Source organism: Chitinophaga sancti, from assembly GCF_034087045.1.
Lineage (GTDB): Bacteria > Bacteroidota > Bacteroidia > Chitinophagales > Chitinophagaceae > Chitinophaga > Chitinophaga sancti_B.
The window spans coordinates 1,509,725-1,524,729 of sequence record NZ_CP139247.1 but is presented as its reverse complement, the minus strand read 5'-3'; the positions used below and the strand labels follow the sequence as shown (position 1 = coordinate 1,524,729).

17 protein-coding genes are annotated in these 15,005 nt (G+C 45.0%); all 17 read right to left on the bottom strand.

Annotation, left to right across the window (positions count from 1 at the left end; translation table 11 throughout):
- Positions 1-21 precede the first annotated feature (21 nt).
- Positions 22-1,689 (bottom strand): S41 family peptidase, encoded by a 1,668-nt coding sequence (locus SIO70_RS06425; protein WP_320580121.1) that lies wholly within the window; start codon positions 1,687-1,689, stop codon positions 22-24.
- A 192-nt stretch (positions 1,690-1,881) separates the two neighbouring features.
- Positions 1,882-2,109 (bottom strand): membrane protein insertion efficiency factor YidD, encoded by a 228-nt coding sequence (gene yidD / locus SIO70_RS06420; protein ID WP_320580120.1) that lies wholly within the window; start codon positions 2,107-2,109, stop codon positions 1,882-1,884.
- Entirely contained in the window at positions 2,106-2,456 is a 351-nt protein-coding gene (locus SIO70_RS06415) for a ribonuclease P protein component (protein WP_320582058.1), read from the bottom strand. The genes yidD and SIO70_RS06415 overlap by 4 nt, the downstream gene beginning before the upstream one ends.
- A 155-nt stretch (positions 2,457-2,611) precedes the next feature.
- A complete protein-coding gene (gene rpmH / locus SIO70_RS06410; protein WP_012788729.1) occupies positions 2,612-2,767 on the bottom strand; it encodes a 50S ribosomal protein L34 in 156 nt (51 codons plus the stop codon).
- A 171-nt stretch (positions 2,768-2,938) separates the two neighbouring features.
- A complete protein-coding gene (locus tag SIO70_RS06405) occupies positions 2,939-3,448 on the bottom strand; it encodes an OmpH family outer membrane protein (protein WP_320580119.1) in 510 nt (169 codons plus the stop codon).
- Positions 3,449-3,549: 101 nt separating this feature from the next.
- The gene (locus SIO70_RS06400; protein WP_320580118.1) at positions 3,550-4,068 is read right to left on the bottom strand and encodes an OmpH family outer membrane protein; all 519 of its coding nucleotides are present in this window, start codon (positions 4,066-4,068) and stop codon (positions 3,550-3,552) included.
- Positions 4,069-4,209: 141 nt separating this feature from the next.
- Positions 4,210-6,942, bottom strand: a complete 2,733-nt coding sequence (locus SIO70_RS06395) for an outer membrane protein assembly factor (protein WP_320580117.1) — start codon at positions 6,940-6,942, stop codon at positions 4,210-4,212.
- Positions 6,923-7,684, bottom strand: a complete 762-nt coding sequence (locus SIO70_RS06390) for an isoprenyl transferase (protein ID WP_320580116.1) — start codon at positions 7,682-7,684, stop codon at positions 6,923-6,925. The genes SIO70_RS06395 and SIO70_RS06390 overlap by 20 nt, the downstream gene beginning before the upstream one ends.
- A 231-nt stretch (positions 7,685-7,915) precedes the next feature.
- Entirely contained in the window at positions 7,916-8,779 is an 864-nt protein-coding gene (locus SIO70_RS06385) for a DUF6089 family protein (RefSeq protein WP_320580115.1), read from the bottom strand.
- Positions 8,780-9,016: 237 nt separating this feature from the next.
- Positions 9,017-9,907, bottom strand: a complete 891-nt coding sequence (locus tag SIO70_RS06380) for an NAD kinase (protein ID WP_320580114.1) — start codon at positions 9,905-9,907, stop codon at positions 9,017-9,019.
- A gap of 18 nt (positions 9,908-9,925) precedes the next feature.
- Positions 9,926-10,588 carry a CBS domain-containing protein gene (locus tag SIO70_RS06375; RefSeq protein WP_143708893.1) on the bottom strand — a complete coding sequence of 221 codons (663 nt, stop codon included), beginning with the start codon at positions 10,586-10,588 and terminating at the stop codon, positions 9,926-9,928.
- A gap of 227 nt (positions 10,589-10,815) precedes the next feature.
- The gene (locus SIO70_RS06370; RefSeq protein ID WP_320580113.1) at positions 10,816-11,583 is read right to left on the bottom strand and encodes an alpha/beta hydrolase; all 768 of its coding nucleotides are present in this window, start codon (positions 11,581-11,583) and stop codon (positions 10,816-10,818) included.
- Between the two features lie 106 nt (positions 11,584-11,689).
- Positions 11,690-12,235: a CvpA family protein gene (locus tag SIO70_RS06365; protein ID WP_320580112.1), complete on the bottom strand. Its 546-nt coding sequence runs from the start codon at positions 12,233-12,235 to the stop codon at positions 11,690-11,692.
- Positions 12,236-12,287: 52 nt separating this feature from the next.
- Positions 12,288-12,740: a GatB/YqeY domain-containing protein gene (locus tag SIO70_RS06360; RefSeq protein ID WP_320580111.1), complete on the bottom strand. Its 453-nt coding sequence runs from the start codon at positions 12,738-12,740 to the stop codon at positions 12,288-12,290.
- A 27-nt stretch (positions 12,741-12,767) separates the two neighbouring features.
- Positions 12,768-13,115 (bottom strand): gliding motility protein GldC, encoded by a 348-nt coding sequence (gldC, locus tag SIO70_RS06355; RefSeq protein WP_083724426.1) that lies wholly within the window; start codon positions 13,113-13,115, stop codon positions 12,768-12,770.
- Between the two features lie 84 nt (positions 13,116-13,199).
- Positions 13,200-14,303 (bottom strand): glycosyltransferase, encoded by a 1,104-nt coding sequence (locus SIO70_RS06350; protein ID WP_320580110.1) that lies wholly within the window; start codon positions 14,301-14,303, stop codon positions 13,200-13,202.
- 244 nt (positions 14,304-14,547) lie between these two features.
- On the bottom strand, positions 14,548-14,970 hold the full coding sequence (locus tag SIO70_RS06345) for a hypothetical protein (RefSeq protein ID WP_320580109.1): 423 nt from the start codon (positions 14,968-14,970) through the stop codon (positions 14,548-14,550).
- Between the last annotated feature and the right edge of the window lie 35 nt (positions 14,971-15,005).

Below are 15,005 nucleotides of genomic sequence, written 5' to 3'. Positions count from 1 at the left end.
GACAAAAGCGATTAAAAATTATCAATGCAGCAATTGTTGATACCGCTGGGAATCATGCAGCACTTTCACCGCTTCAGTCACTTCATTATCTGTTACCAGTGACTGTGCGATCCTACCCTTCTGCATATAATAGCGGTTTGAGATCTCTTCTTCCAGCAGGTGTTTGATCTCTGTTTTATTCTTGAGCAGATCCTGCTTTTTGTCGTGCTTCATCTTAGCCTGCAGGGCGTCAAATTCCTTAGACACGGCATCGTAATATTTCTCTTTACGGGCAGTAGCCTGGAAGTTTTCCAGTGCTTCTTCCGAACGGGTTTTATAACTATAATTCCTGCCATCCAGGTAATGCATAAAGTCGGTAAAGTCATCTTCACTCAGGGCGAAGGTGCCCACTGCTGCAATCTTAGGATGTGAATAGTAATACTGTGTAGCATAGTCAAAGATGTACTGTCTGCGCAGCAGGGTCACTGTTACCTGGCTGAGCAGTGTTGGATCTACTGCATCATCCGGCTCTATTCCTCCCCCATCACGTACCTTTCGGCCATCAGCGGTATTGAATGATTTACGCAGGCTGTCCGGCACTGATTCTACTTCTCCATCATCATTACGGCGGGAATAATCAATCGCTTGTATACAGCGGCCACTGGGTGTATAGTATTTGGCAGTGGTAACTTTCAGTTTTGCATTGTAGGGCAGCGGGCGGGTAGTTTGTACCAACCCTTTACCAAAAGAGCGCTGACCGATGATCACACCACGATCCAGATCCTGCATTGCACCTGCTACGATTTCTGAAGCGGAAGCAGAGGAGCGGTTTGTCAATACAGCCAGTGGTATCCTGGCATCAATTGCGTTGCTTTCTGTTTTATAATCGCGGTCCCAGTTCTTTACTTTCCCTTTGGTGCTTACGATCACCTTGTTCTTATCTACAAAGATGTTCGCCACGAGTACAGCCTCATCCAGCAGGCCACCGGGGTTACCACGAAGGTCCAGGATCACGCCTTTCAAAGCCGGATGGTCCTTTTTCAGCTGGGTAAATGCGTCGGATACGGCATCACCACTATTTTCAGTAAACTGTGTCATGCGGATATACCCGATATCATTACCTACTATACCGGAATAGCTCACAGGCTTTACATTGATCTCTTCACGGGTGATGGTTTTGGACGTTTCTACGCCTGTAGAAGGGTTTTTAACCACCATTTGCAGGGTAGTGCCGGGTACGCCTTTCAGCATATGGCTGATGTCGTCCTGGTCCATATCCTGGGTAGATTTTCCATCCAGGGACAGGATCAGGTCACCGGTTTTCACACCGGCTTTGTCCATCGGACTACCTTCGTAGATATCAGTCACTACGGTGCGGATGCTATCAGTGATGACTGAGATACCTACACCACCGTATTTACCGGTGGCCATGAATTTAAGTTCATCCAGGTTTTCTTCAGGAATGAAGTCTGTATATGGATCGGTTTCTTCCAGGATAGCGTCTATGCCTTTATGCATCAGTTTTTCCGGGGGCAGGTCGTCTACATAGTACGTATTCAGCTCCCGGTAGAAAGCTGCGAAGATGTCCAGATTCTTAGCGATCTCAAAGTATTTGTCTTTATCACTGTAGGCTTTGATACCGGTAGCACCTATGATAAGCAATACCAATATCACTACAACCCTCCTCTTTCTTTGAAAAAATGCACGCATAGGTAAAAGTTAATGTGAGCTAATTTATAAGCAATTGTAAGCTACAAGTTCTTTACGTATTTGAAAAGTTAAAATACGTGATTGCCAGACGGTTGCCCGGCGGCGTATATGGAATATACGCAGGGAACATTTTCCTATTATGGCCTGCATACAATGCTCAGGTTTATTAAGGGTACTGCCCCCACCTCTCTTTCAGGGTACCGGATCATGGCCGTGTCCACCCCATGGATGGCAGGATAAAATCCTTTTTACAGTGAGGTAACCGCCTTTAATAAGACCATGTTTTTTCAGTGCTTCTACGCCATATTGTGAGCAGGTGGGTGTATACCTGCACTTATTGCCAAGCAGCGGTGAAATGCCCCATTGGTAAATCCTGATTATCCAAATAAACGGATAAGTCAACAAGCTGAAGATCTTCATGATACAGCCAGCGCTTCCTTCGCCAGTTTCTTTAAAATTAGGGAAATTTTGTGTTGGAGGGTAGTAAAGGGAGCTATTTTCTTATCAGTATAGATGAAGAATACGGCCAGCTGGCTGTTGGGCTGTTGGGCCCGTAGCTGTTCATACAGTTCACCTTTTTGCAGGCGATAGGCTTCCCTGGTCAGGCGTTTTACTCTGTTACGGTCCACAGCATGCGGAAAACGTTTTGTAGAGACGGTAAAACCGGCCTGAACGGGATATGGGGCAATGGGGGTATCTACCGGCATATATACTACGCGATATGGAAAAACAGAAAACGCTTTTCCTTCCCGAAAAAGCGTTTCAATGATTTTTCTGCTTTTTAACCTTTCTTCTTTTGTAAAAGAATAAGTTTTTATGGCAAGTCCGATTTATCTATCAAAAGCAATAACATTCTGTTCGATCAGGAACCAGCCCTAAAAGCTGCAGTTATGCCCAAAGGCTTATGCAGTTAAAGCTGACCTTATTTCAGCTTACGCTCGTCAGAAACAGTTAATTTCTTACGTCCTTTAGCTCTGCGGGAAGCTAATACTTTACGGCCGTTAGCAGTTTCCATTCTCTTTCTAAAACCATGAACGCTCTTTCTGCGTCTGTTATGCGGTTGAAAAGTACGTTTCATTTTAATATTTTGTTTTTACCTGTACTATACTAAACACTTTCCCGTTTTGCGGAACCCGTGTTTTTAAAACGGAAGGCAAAGGTAAAGAATTTTATGAGATAATAAAGGATTTTTAAAAAAATACCCCGGGAACTGGTCCCAGGGCTATAATAATTAGTTCTAAGTGTCAGATTATTTGATACCCAGCTTAGCTTTCACAGCTGCAGACAGGTCATCACCAGCTGGTGCTACCAGCAGAATGCTCTGAGAGTTGTCGATTACATAACCGTAACCTTTTTCTTTCGCTGTGTCTTCAATTGCTTTACGAGCCTTGTCATAGATTGGTTTCAGCAGTTCCTGACGTTTAGCTTCGATTTTGTTCTGAGCTGCATCCTGGTAGTCCTGGATGTTTTTCTGAGCAGTCTGGAGTTCTTTACCTTTGATTTCTTTAACGTTGTCGCTCATTTTATCTACACCGTCATTAAATTCTTTCATCTTCTTCTGATACTCATCAATCAGTCCTTTACCATCCTTATCCAGTTCTTCTGCATAAGATTGCAGTGATTTCATTGCCGTCTGGGCTTCCGGCATTGCCTCAATCAGGGCCTGTGCATTAATGTGAGCCACTTTGGACTGTGCCATTGTCTTCACGCTGAACAATCCGGATACTGCCACGAAAGCAATAATTACATACTTCTTCATGATGTTGTCTGTGTTTAAAAAAATTTTGAATACTAAACTAAGGTTAAAAATTGGTACAAAAGGTTAATAATTCCTAAATCACCTTTCTGTTGGATGTCTTGTTACTGCTTCTTTACACCAAGGGTATTTAGAATGTCATCACTTTTATCCAACTTAGGATCAGAGAAGATCACTGTTACACCTCCGGCCTTATCCAGCACAAAGTCGTACATACGCTGGGCGGCTAACTTTTGTACGGCATTATAAACTCTGTCCTGTATAGGTTTTACCAGCTCCTCTCTCTTTTTGAATAGGTCCCCTTCATAACCAAAACGTTTCTTCTGCAAATCCTTTGCCTCTTTTTCTCTCGCTACAATTTCTTCCTCACGCTTGTGCTTCAGTTCGTCTGTAAGCATCACCTGCTCTGCCTGATAAGACTTGTACATCTTATCTACTTCCAGGAATTTAGCGTCGATCTCCTTTTGCCATTGCTCAGCCACAGCATCCAGCTTACTCTGAGCTTCCTTATATTCAGGGATATTGTCCAGAATATATTTGGTATCGATCACGCAGTAGCGCTGTGCACTTGCCATCAGGGCAGTTCCCAGCACCAGGGCGATCATGAGGCTTAGTTTCTTCATAATGTTTATTGATTTAAACTATAGGCACCCCCGGGATTTCGGATTTGCAATATATAATTTAAAATTTATTCAAACGCCACACCTATCCCTGATAGTATGAAAGCCCTCCGTCAGGAGAGCTCCATCCTGCCAGTTCCTCCATTATTCTGGTTCGAAGCCCAGCATGAAGGTGAACTTGGTCGCATCTTTCAGGCCATTGCCAGATGTGATGCGGTCAAAGCCCACACCGTAGTCAAATCCAAGCAGACCAAACATAGGCAGGTAGAAACGCATACCAAGACCTGCTGAACGGCGAAGTTTGAATGGATTGTATTCCTGTACATCCCTGTAACCGTTGGCTGCTTCCAGGAATGCCAGACCGAAGATAGTAGAACTTGGATTCAGGCTGAAAGGATAACGCAACTCCATGATATACTTGTTGAAGATCGTGAAACCTTCGTAGCCAGAAGGCTGGCTGCTTTCGGAATTGCTTCTTGGATCTGATGAATAGTATACAGGATAACCTCTCTGGGATACGATATCACGGTCATAGATCGCAAAGTTACTCAGACCATCACCACCCAACTCGAAGCGACCGAATGGAGACAGGGTCGTTCTGTTGTTATAACGGCTGATATAACCAAATTTAGCAGCAATCTTCATTACGAACATCTTGTTGTCGCTACCCATTGGCTTGCTCAATGGAACGTACCACTCAGCATTGAAGCGGTATTTCTGATATTCGATAAAGCTGAACTGATCTTTGATGGACTGCAGTTTAAAATCCTTATCCGGGCTGAACATGGAGTAAGGAGGTGTAAACTGACCGCTCAGCATAAAGTTGGAACCGGATCTTGGGAAGATCTGCTGGTCAACTGATGAACGGGCCAAAGTCAGTTTCAGGTTGATGTTGTTAGAGATACCGTTGGAGTAACCTGCAATATTAAAGTAGTTATAGTTCTTCAGGCTATAGCGCTGATAGTTCACCGCGTAGATCAAGGTGAAATAGTCATCAGGCCATTTCAGCTGCTTACCCAGGGAGATAGAAGCACCCATTACCTTGAAGTAAGCATTGTTTGACAGGGTAGAACCATATATATAAGAAGAATATGCGTTCGGGTTCTGGTAGCTGTTATAGAAGCTTACTGAGAACTGGTTTCTCTTCTTACCACCCAGCCATGGCTCAGTGAAAGAGAAGTTGTAAGAACGATATGCTTTACCGTTGGAGGAGATACGAACAGATAATTTCTGACCGTCGCCGCTTGGTAATGGATCCCATGTTTGTTTGTTGAAGATATTGCGCAGGGAGAAGTTATTGAAGGTCACACCCAGTGTACCGGTCAGACCAATATAACCACCCCAACCGGCTGACAGTTCCAGCTGGTCGTTTGCTTTTTCTTCTACTGTATAATCGATGTCCACAGTTCCGTCCTGAATGTTTGGCACCGGGTTCATACCGATCTTTTCAGGGTTGAAGAAACCAAGGTTTGCAATTTCACGGTTAGAACGAATCAGGTCAGTACGGCTGAATTTCTCACCAGGCAGTGTACGCAGCTCACGACGGATCACATGTTCGTTGGTTTTTTCATTACCTGCGATACGTACTTCCTTGATGGTAGCCTGAGGACCTTCGGAGATCCTGATTTCGTAGTCGATGGTGTCACCATGAATACCTACTTCTACCGGATCAGCGTGGAAGAACAGGTAACCGTAGTCCATGTACAGACCACCTACGTCACCACCTTCGGAAGACAGCAGGCGTTTCTGCAGCATTTCCTGGTTGTACGTGTCACCTTCTTTGATACCCAATACTTTTGCCAGCAGAGAGTCATTATAGCGGGTATTCCCTTTCCAGGTGATTTTACCGAAGTAGTACTTCTTACCTTCCATCACTTCCATACTCACATTCACACCACCGTTCAGTGACTTGTAGGTTGTATCCCTCAGGAGTACCGCATCGCGGTAACCCTGGGTGTTATAGAAAGAGATCACTTTCTCTTTATCTTCAGTGTACTTGTTTTCGTTGAACTTAGCAGAGGAGAACAGCTTGAAGCGGAAATAAGGATCCAGTTCTTCCAGTGTACGGGAAGGCTGGAGGTATCCGAAGGTAGACCAGTAGTCGCCACGGTTATCAGCCGAATCTGGCCATACAGGCTCATAATCCGGATAGATGGTGAGGCGGCTCCTTTCTTTGGTGCCCTTCATTTTCTTTTTCAGTTTCGAATCAGAAATGTTCTGGTTCCCAACGATGTATATGTTGTCGACCTTGGCTTTATTACCTTTTGCTACGATAAACTGTACGTTGGTAGCATTGGATTGTGAGCTATCGGTTTGTTCACTGACAGAAACTTCGGCGCTGCGGAAACCTTTTTCACTATAGTATTTCCGGATGATGCCTACAGCATTTTGTTCCATGCTTTCGGTTACCACCTGGCCTTTACGCATACCGGTTTTCTTGATAATTTCTTCCTGTTCGGATTTTTTAACTCCTTTGAAGAGGAATTTGTTCAGACGTGGGCGTTCCTGCAGTTCAATTTCCAGCCAGATCTGACCATCTTCAATTTTGTTTACATAGATAGCAACGTTGGCAAACAGTCTTTGTCCCCACAGGGCCTGGATTGCTTTTGCAAACTGGTCGCCGCCGGGGTAAACGACTTTGTCACCTACGTTCAATCCGGAGAGGGAGATCAGCAGGGACTTATCAAGATATTGGGTTCCTGACACGACGATGTCAGCTATCTCGTATTGCTGAGGTTGTGAATTTCCCAATGGTAAGTTCAATCCCACTGGTTGTTCTGCTGCAGGGATGGTATCTCTCTCCTGGGCGGATACACGAATGCCGGCACTGCAACATAATACTATGGCCAGTAGGCTCTTAGGAAATAATTTCTTCATTCTGCTGTATTTGATCGCTTGTTTTGCCAAAGCGTCGTTCTCTGTTCTGAAAGTTTAAGATAGCTTCGTAAAGATGTTCTTTGCGGAAGTCAGGCCAACGGGTGTCTGTAAAATACAGCTCCGCGTAGGCCAGTTGATAAAGCAGGAAGTTACTGATTCTGCATTCTCCACTGGTCCGGATCATTAGTTCCGGATCGGGCAGGTCGGCAGTACAGAGGTACTGCTGCCACTTGTCAGGAGTGATGGCCTCGGGTTCGAGTTTTCCATCTTTTACATCCTGCGCAATTTTTTTGGCAGCGTTTAGGATTTCCCAACGGGCACTATAACTGAGGGCCATTATCAGGTTGAGTCCTGTACATTGACTGGTAAGGCTTATGGCCTCCTCCATCTCCATTTTACAGTTTCCGGGCAACATGTTCATGTCTCCGATTACATGTAGCCGGATGTTATTTTTGATGAGCGTGCTCACTTCACTACGGATCGTATTGACCAATAGCTCCATGATCCCGTTTACTTCATAAACGGGTCGGTCCCAATTCTCGGTAGAAAAGGCATAAAGGGTAAGGTAACCAATTCCCAGTTCGGCGCAGGCTTCGGCGATATTACGCACACTTTCCACTCCCTCATAATGGCCAAACAACCTGTCCTGACCGCGCTCCTTAGCCCAACGGCCATTACCGTCCATTATGACAGCAATATGTCGTGGCAACCGTTGTAAGTCTAATTTGTCCTTCAAACTCATGAGTATCTCCGGCGTATTATATATATCGATACAGATTTTATTAAGGTGTGCAAAGATACAAAAATAGATATATGCCTTTCCCGGCAAAGGGGGGGTAGGGGTTTTAACGGATTTTTAACAGCGAAATCCTTTGCTGTTGGCCGTTTGACTCGAAAAAACGCTTATTGAAAGTAGAAGTAATAGGCCAAATGGCCCGAAAGGACTACAGATAGACAAATTTTGCCTGCGAAATTAGAATTTACATCTATAAGACGTAAACAGGATGCTAATAGTCAGTTCAGCAGTAACGAACTGATCTTTGTCACGGCTGTTACCACGCTGCCTCCCAGCTATCCCAATTCTGTCTCCGGTGGCGTAACTACGGTCCTGAAGGAGGTACGCCGGGGTGGAATTGCCGTTGGCATCTGCAGGGAATAAAGCGGTACCAGCGTAGGTGGTGCTCACATCATCCAGGTAGTCAGTGTTGGTAAACCGGTATAATACTTCCAGCCCAAGGTTCACCTTTTTCGACAGGTTGTATTTAAAACCACCTCCCAGCAACCAGGCACTCGACACGAGGCTATATGGTTTCCTGTCAGGGTACATGGCGCTCCCCTGGCCTTCCGTACGAAGTGGCTGGAGGTAGTACTTCTTGTTGTTCAGGTAAGCGTATGGATTGAAGTAGAATAAAGATGCTCCTCCCGTGAAGTATGGCGTAAAGCGGTAATAGCTGGAACCAGGTTCAAAACGGAAGAAGTTAAAATCGCCCTGCACACCCAGTTCGAATACATTGGTATTGAAACTGAGGTTACGACGTTTTTGAAAATCGTTGCTGTTATAAGTATCAGAATAGCCCAGCATCATATAACGACCGTGGAAGCGTACGCCTACGTAGTCATTCATGTACTTGCGGTAAAAGATACCTATAGCAGGTTTGGGGGCGTTGAGACGTCCATTGGTATTGAGATCCCCAAAATAATGGGCAGCTCCTATGGAAAAGCCCAGTTCACCGGTATAAGACAGCTCGTTCTGCGCAAAAGCAGGCGTCAGGAATAGGGATCCTACTGCTATAAGGGTGGACGTGATGATACGTTTGTAAAAAAAAGGTTTGCCCATAAATCGGTTTGCTTAAACGCGATAATTCCTTTAAACGCGATTATCCTGCTTTTGGTATTATAACAAGTGAACAAATGTAATAAAAAATCCTAATGTGGTAGTTTGCAAATATGTAGCCGGATTACTACAGTAAGCAGTTGTTTCTCCCGATTTTTTTGATTTTGCCTCCGGTAAAAAAAAATCGGCTTCCCAAGAGAATTGGGAGGTTGCTGAAGGAAATCGCCCCATTCCCTTCAACTATTTTAAGGTATTCCTGGCATCAATGCCCCAAAGTAACTTATGTCTTAATGTATGTAAGAAATTACTATCATCCAGCCTTAGCAGGCTCAATTTAAACGATTCTTTCTTTATAGCCAGCTGTACTGTATTATCAATCGTCTCCATTCTCGAATCAAGGGTACAAAGGAACTGATCACTCCTCCCCTCCACTTCAAAACTGATCACATTATCATCCGGTACTATAATTGGCCGCACATTCAGGTTATGCGGCGCCACCGGCGTAATCACAAAACTCCCCGCCTCCGGAAACACTACCGGGCCACCACAACTGAGTGAATACCCTGTGGATCCTGTAGGCGTAGCTACTATCAACCCATCTGCCCAATAAGTGTTCAAAAACTCGCCGTTCAGGTAAGTATGGATTTTCACCATTGCAGACGTATCTTTCTTATGTATAGTAAAGTCATTCAGGCCATAAGGCACCTCTCCAAACAGAGAAGGTACATTACTATCCAGATGTATCAGCGTTCTCTTATCCACCACATACGTACGTTGTTTTAACGCCTGAACTGCTGCATAAATCGCATCTTTCCCGATACTTGCCAAAAAACCTAACCTTCCAAAATTGATCCCCAGCACCGGAATATTCTTATCCCTTACATAGCAAACCGTATCCAGCAGGGTACCATCCCCACCGAGGCTCACAAGAATATCCGCCCTGCCATGCAGATCCGTTGCACAGGCAAAAGTCGCTGGCTCTTTTGTATAAGTGATATGTGGCTGTAAGCCCTTAAAGAAAGCTTCGTAAATGATCACATCAATCTCCTCTCTTGCCAGCTCATTCAGCAACAGCTGGATGATAGGCAGGTCTTCTCTTACAAATCCACGGCTATATATTGCAATCTGCATAACTAATCTGGAGGACGATTACATGCTGATATAATTCATCAGCAAATCGTAATTTTTCCGGAGCATATCTTCCTCCTGCTCTTCGGTGATTGTGTATTTAATAGTGTAGTTGAACCGCTCAAACGTAGCCACCAGCCCCTGTAGCTCCTGACGGTTGGTCTTTAGCAGAACTTCCAGTCTGCCGGTAGCCGGACTGGTAATGGTATTCACACTGAGCAATGTGATATCATTCGATTCTGCTATTCTCGCGATCTCACTCAGGCTGTAATCGCGGGGGTCAATATCCAGTGCAATGATACCTCCCGGTTCCTTCACACCGTTGTACTGTGCCAGTACCGCCAGTAGATTATCTTTCGTAAGTACGCCAAGGTACTCATTTTCCCGGCTGATGACAGGTAGTACAGATAATTTCAGGTCATAAAAGACCTTTAGGGCCTCATAAAAGTGGGCACTCTCCAATACGCCGGGCTTCGGACCATTGTATTCCATATTCTCCAGTGATACTTCAGTATCTTCCAGATCAAGGATATCATCTTCTTCCACCAGCGCCAGGTACTTATTTTCCAATACCAGGGGCAGTTGGGAAAGATGGTATTCATTCATCAGACGCAGGGCTCTGGACCCTGGGTCAAGAGGATGGAGGATTGGTATAACTGTCGATATGAGATCACGTGCCAGCATTATTAAATTGCGCTATTGTGATACAATAATAGGAAAAGAATCGCTAACGTCCTCGTACCGGACGAGGGGATTTATGAATAAAGCATGCTGCTATGCTTATATACGTAACGCTAAATGCGCGTGGTTTGTTACATACAGCGCGATAGGATGGTAGTGGATGAGTGGTAAAAAAAAATGAAGCTGATCCTGTTGAATCAGCTTCAATATAATGATGTGAGTAGTAGGTTTTATTTACTTCCCAGTTTTTGCAGAAAAGGATGCAGGATCTGATTGAATTCATCCGGCTGCTCCATCATAGGGGCATGACCGCATTTATCAACGAAGTGCAGTTCTGAGTTAGGAATCAGTTTGTGGAACTCCTCACCTACCATTGGCGGAGTCACGGTATCGTTCAATCCCCATACCAGCAAGGTTGGGATCTTGATTTCACGAAGTTCTTCACCCAGGTTATGGCGTATAGCCGACTTAGCCAGCGTGATGATCTTGATCACCTTAAGACGGTTGGTCGTAATGTCAAATACTTCGTCCACCAGCTCCTTGGTAGCCATTGCAGGATCGTAGAAGGTAAGTTCTGTTTTCTTGCGGATATATTCGTAGTCTCCTCTTTTAGGATAAGTTTCGCCCATCCCGTTTTCAAACAGACCGGAACTACCAGTCAGTGTGAGGGATTTGATCGGAGCTTCAGGATGTTTCAGCAGGTATACCAATCCAACGTGTCCACCCAGGGAATTACCCAACAGGTGTACATTGGAATACTCCATGGTTTCAATAAACTTATGAACGTACTTGGCCAGGCCAGCTACAGATGTATCCAGAATATTCAGATCAAACAAAGGCAAAAGCGGTACCACTACTTTGTTGTAGTGGCGGAAATATTCGATCAGGCCACCAAAGTTACTCAGTGCACCAAATAGCCCGTGCAATAATACCAGCGGTTCACCTTCCCCTTCTTCAACAAACTTAAACTTTCCCTGTGTTTTGATTTCGTAATCCATTGCCAAAGCTTGAAAGTCAATTTTGCGCTAAAATAATTCTTTTTATTAATTCAAATAATCTTTGAAGCGAGGGATATAGATCATTTAATGCTATGTCCATGCCCCTCTATTGTTTGCTCTGTATCTCCCTGGCTGCATTGTCAAAAAACGATTGCAAACTGGCAAACATATCCTTAAAGATGGGTATTAGTTTGCCAACGCCATTCATGACCGCCGGCCCGAGATGTTCAATGTACGGATATACAACAGATTGTATTTTGATTTCCGGGCTTAACCAATATAACTGATTGGCTATCCATAAAAGGACACTGTATACCATGATAAAGATAGCACTATATAGTAAAATCCCGCCTAATTTGTTTAGCCATCCCATCATAGCCACTTCTACCAGCTTTTGCAGCAGGGTGGCCCCAAGACGGACTAATAATATTACTCCCAGGAACAATGCGATGAAGCAAATAACTGGTAACCAACGTGTATGCATATCCCAATGTGATTGGGCATACAATACGGCCACGGTGGTCAACTTCAATGCTGCTGCAAGCCCCAGTGTGACTGCTATAAATGAGAATACGGCTATGATCAGACCACGGCTATATCCCTTATAAATAGCAATTACAAGGATGATGGCGAATACAATGTCTATACCCATATATTTCTATAGGAAGATAGGAGATCGGGGAAAAAGAATTAAAAGTCCCCGGTTATTTTGCCAATAACTCTTTTACTAATGCAGAAATGGCCTTGCCATCAGCTTTACCAGCTAACTGCTTGGTAGCCACGCCCATTACCTTACCCATATCGGCAGGAGAACTAGCCCCTGTCCCGGTGATAATAGCCTGAATAGTTGCTTTCAGTTCAGCTTCGTCCATCTGCTTTGGCAGGTACTTCTCGATCACAACCAGTTCTTCCTCTTCCTTTGCGGCGAGGTCTTCCCTGTTTTGCTGACGGAATATATCCAGCGAATCTTTTCTTTGTTTAGCTAACTTCTGTAACAGCTTTGTTTCGTCTGTTTCGCTCAGCTCTCCGCTAAAGCCCTCTGCAGTCTTGGCATGCAGGATAGCGGCCTTAATAGCACGCAGCGCACGCAAATCTGCTTCTGCTTTCGCAAGCATAGCTGTCTTGATCGCTGCGTTAATGTTTAGTTCCAGGGACATATATGGTTGTTTTGAAAACTTGGATTATTACTGTTCTGCCTTTTGCTTTTCTTCGAACTTCTTGTAGAATTCACGGGCAAAAGTTCTCAGTTCGTCTGCCTGATCCTTGTAGGGAGTAGCACGTTGATAAGTATCTGCCATGGTCATCATCGTCTGAAAGAAGAAATCAGCCATTTCATCCACCATCATCTGCTTTGTCCACAAGTCTATACGCAGCGCGGTCTTGTCAGCCCCATCCCAGAAAGCAATCATCATCGCCTTCGCCTGCTGGAAACGGTCTGCCTGAGTGCTATCCGTCGCCCTCCATTCAATCTTCTCAGGTATCCTGTCATTGTCCAGTTCAACCTGGATCTGTATGGTAGATGTCTTTGCCATAAAAAATAGTCCGATATTTTAGAAACGCAAATTTACTAATAACCTGCGAATGTGCTGATGTCCAGATTTATGATACTTATGTTATTATTTTAATATCAGGGAGGCCGCTTCTGTCCAGCTTCCGGGCAGGGCCACCTGCCTGCCGCGTTCCAGCATCCTGCTGCGCAACACCTCGTCCTTGTATAATACGGACATTTTTTCTGCAAGATCGTCCAGGCTGTCAGGGTCTGAATACAACACCCCTTCGGCTCCAGCCACCCTGGCCGCAGCTCCTTCTATAGCCACCACAGGTACTTCGCTCCTGAGGGCTGCATAAATAGGTAATGCCAGGCCCTCGAACCGACTGGTATATACCAGGGTATAAGCGCCGGCTACTATGCGGGACAAGGTCTCCTGATCGGCATCTTTGAGCCAGATGACGTCGTTTCTGAACTTGTAGGTGGCCATATTTTCGATGATTTCTGCACCGGCATTGGTGGGAGCGCCGGCGAGGATCAGTTTCATATTGGAACGTAAACGGCGTTTCAGCGCGGAAAATGCCTTCAGCAAAGGAAGGATATTATTCCGGGGATGCATACTGCCAACTGCTACAAAGTACTCCGCCCCATCTGAAAATGCCTTTTTAATCTGCTCTCTTTCCTCCCATTCCACAGGACGATAGCTGCTATCCATACCCGGAGGCAGTAAAACCAGCTTTTCTGCAACAGCAGGGGCATAAGTTAATAAATCTTCCTGTACTACGGGAGAAACTACCAGTACTTTCTGTGCCGCCTGTATATATTTCACAGTATTCCTGCGCAGATATCGCTGCAGATCCTTAGACATGCCTGTTACGCCATGCAGAAAACCTGTATCTGTAACCAATAAGCGGGCAGGTACCTTGCTGCGCAGGGGCAATTGACCATCTATACCCAGGTAAAGGTCCAGCTGCTGCTTTTTGATAGCTGCCGGAAGCTGCCATTCTCTCCACCAGTACAGTTGAAGTGCCTTGCGGCCTTTGAGGGGCACTTCCACAAGTTGCACATTATCAGTGAATTCACTCAGAGATACGCCTGGACCGTCTACGAAGAAGATAAACTGGTGCTCCGGGTGTAAACGGCATAATTCCTTTAAAAGTGCTGTGCTGATATTTCCTGTATCTGCCGGTCTGTCTCCAGCCAGGCCGGCGGCATTCACTCCTATACGCATAGTTAAGCTGCTTGTTCTGATGGGTGCAAAGCTACAGCTTTTGTAATAAGCAGGGTATAGGTAGGGTAGAGATCCGTCATAACGCCGTTACAATTACGTCACTATAAGGGCACTAAAAGGGCACTTCAATATCCGGGGGATAATGAGGTGCCCTATTGGTGATCTTTTAGTGATCTTTTGGAAACGAAGTTATCCCGTAGCTATGGTATAGCTACTCTATGACTATCGTTATGCTTTAGCCAAATTATTCAGACTTATTAGTAATCCAGAAGGTCTTGGTAATTGAATTGTCGGGATTATCGACTGAAGTGATGACCACCGTCACCAGTACGGTGCGTAATGGCTCTAATCCGATCAGAGTGATCTCAATGGCGCCGCTGGCACTCGGTGCTACTGCATTCTGCGGAATGTTGATACCACCCGGGTCAGTAACGGCTGTGACTGTAATGGTCACTCCACTGGCTGGCAATTTGGAAGTAACCTGTGCCTGAAAAGTATAGGTTGTACCGGCTGCAGCGGTATAAGAAGCCTCTGTTACATTTGTGAGGGTCACCTTCAGTCCTTCTTCAGAAGGCTTCACCGTAGTGGTGCCGTCTTTCTTTTTACAGGAAGAAAAGGTCAATGCAAACAGGGCCAGGATAGGTAAAAGATATGATTTCAAAGGCATAAAAGTACGGATAATGGATAAAGTAAAATTAATAG

Excerpts from the sequence above, each read along its gene's own strand:
- SIO70_RS06425 (WP_320580121.1), bottom strand. The coding sequence starts at position 1,689 with ATGCGTGCATTTTTTCAAAGAAAGAGGAGGGTTGTAGTGATATTGGTA.
- yidD (WP_320580120.1), bottom strand. The coding sequence starts at position 2,109 with ATGAAGATCTTCAGCTTGTTGACTTATCCGTTTATTTGGATAATCAGG.
- rpmH (WP_012788729.1), bottom strand. The coding sequence starts at position 2,767 with ATGAAACGTACTTTTCAACCGCATAACAGACGCAGAAAGAGCGTTCAT.
- SIO70_RS06405 (WP_320580119.1), bottom strand. The coding sequence starts at position 3,448 with ATGAAGAAGTATGTAATTATTGCTTTCGTGGCAGTATCCGGATTGTTC.
- SIO70_RS06400 (WP_320580118.1), bottom strand. The coding sequence starts at position 4,068 with ATGAAGAAACTAAGCCTCATGATCGCCCTGGTGCTGGGAACTGCCCTG.
- SIO70_RS06395 (WP_320580117.1), bottom strand. The coding sequence starts at position 6,942 with ATGAAGAAATTATTTCCTAAGAGCCTACTGGCCATAGTATTATGTTGC.
- SIO70_RS06390 (WP_320580116.1), bottom strand. The coding sequence starts at position 7,684 with ATGAGTTTGAAGGACAAATTAGACTTACAACGGTTGCCACGACATATT.
- SIO70_RS06385 (WP_320580115.1), bottom strand. The coding sequence starts at position 8,779 with ATGGGCAAACCTTTTTTTTACAAACGTATCATCACGTCCACCCTTATA.
- SIO70_RS06380 (WP_320580114.1), bottom strand. The coding sequence starts at position 9,907 with ATGCAGATTGCAATATATAGCCGTGGATTTGTAAGAGAAGACCTGCCT.
- SIO70_RS06375 (WP_143708893.1), bottom strand. The coding sequence starts at position 10,588 with ATGCTGGCACGTGATCTCATATCGACAGTTATACCAATCCTCCATCCT.
- SIO70_RS06370 (WP_320580113.1), bottom strand. The coding sequence starts at position 11,583 with ATGGATTACGAAATCAAAACACAGGGAAAGTTTAAGTTTGTTGAAGAA.
- SIO70_RS06365 (WP_320580112.1), bottom strand. The coding sequence starts at position 12,235 with ATGGGTATAGACATTGTATTCGCCATCATCCTTGTAATTGCTATTTAT.
- SIO70_RS06360 (WP_320580111.1), bottom strand. The coding sequence starts at position 12,740 with ATGTCCCTGGAACTAAACATTAACGCAGCGATCAAGACAGCTATGCTT.
- gldC (WP_083724426.1), bottom strand. The coding sequence starts at position 13,115 with ATGGCAAAGACATCTACCATACAGATCCAGGTTGAACTGGACAATGAC.
- SIO70_RS06350 (WP_320580110.1), bottom strand. The coding sequence starts at position 14,303 with ATGCGTATAGGAGTGAATGCCGCCGGCCTGGCTGGAGACAGACCGGCA.
- SIO70_RS06345 (WP_320580109.1), bottom strand. The coding sequence starts at position 14,970 with ATGCCTTTGAAATCATATCTTTTACCTATCCTGGCCCTGTTTGCATTG.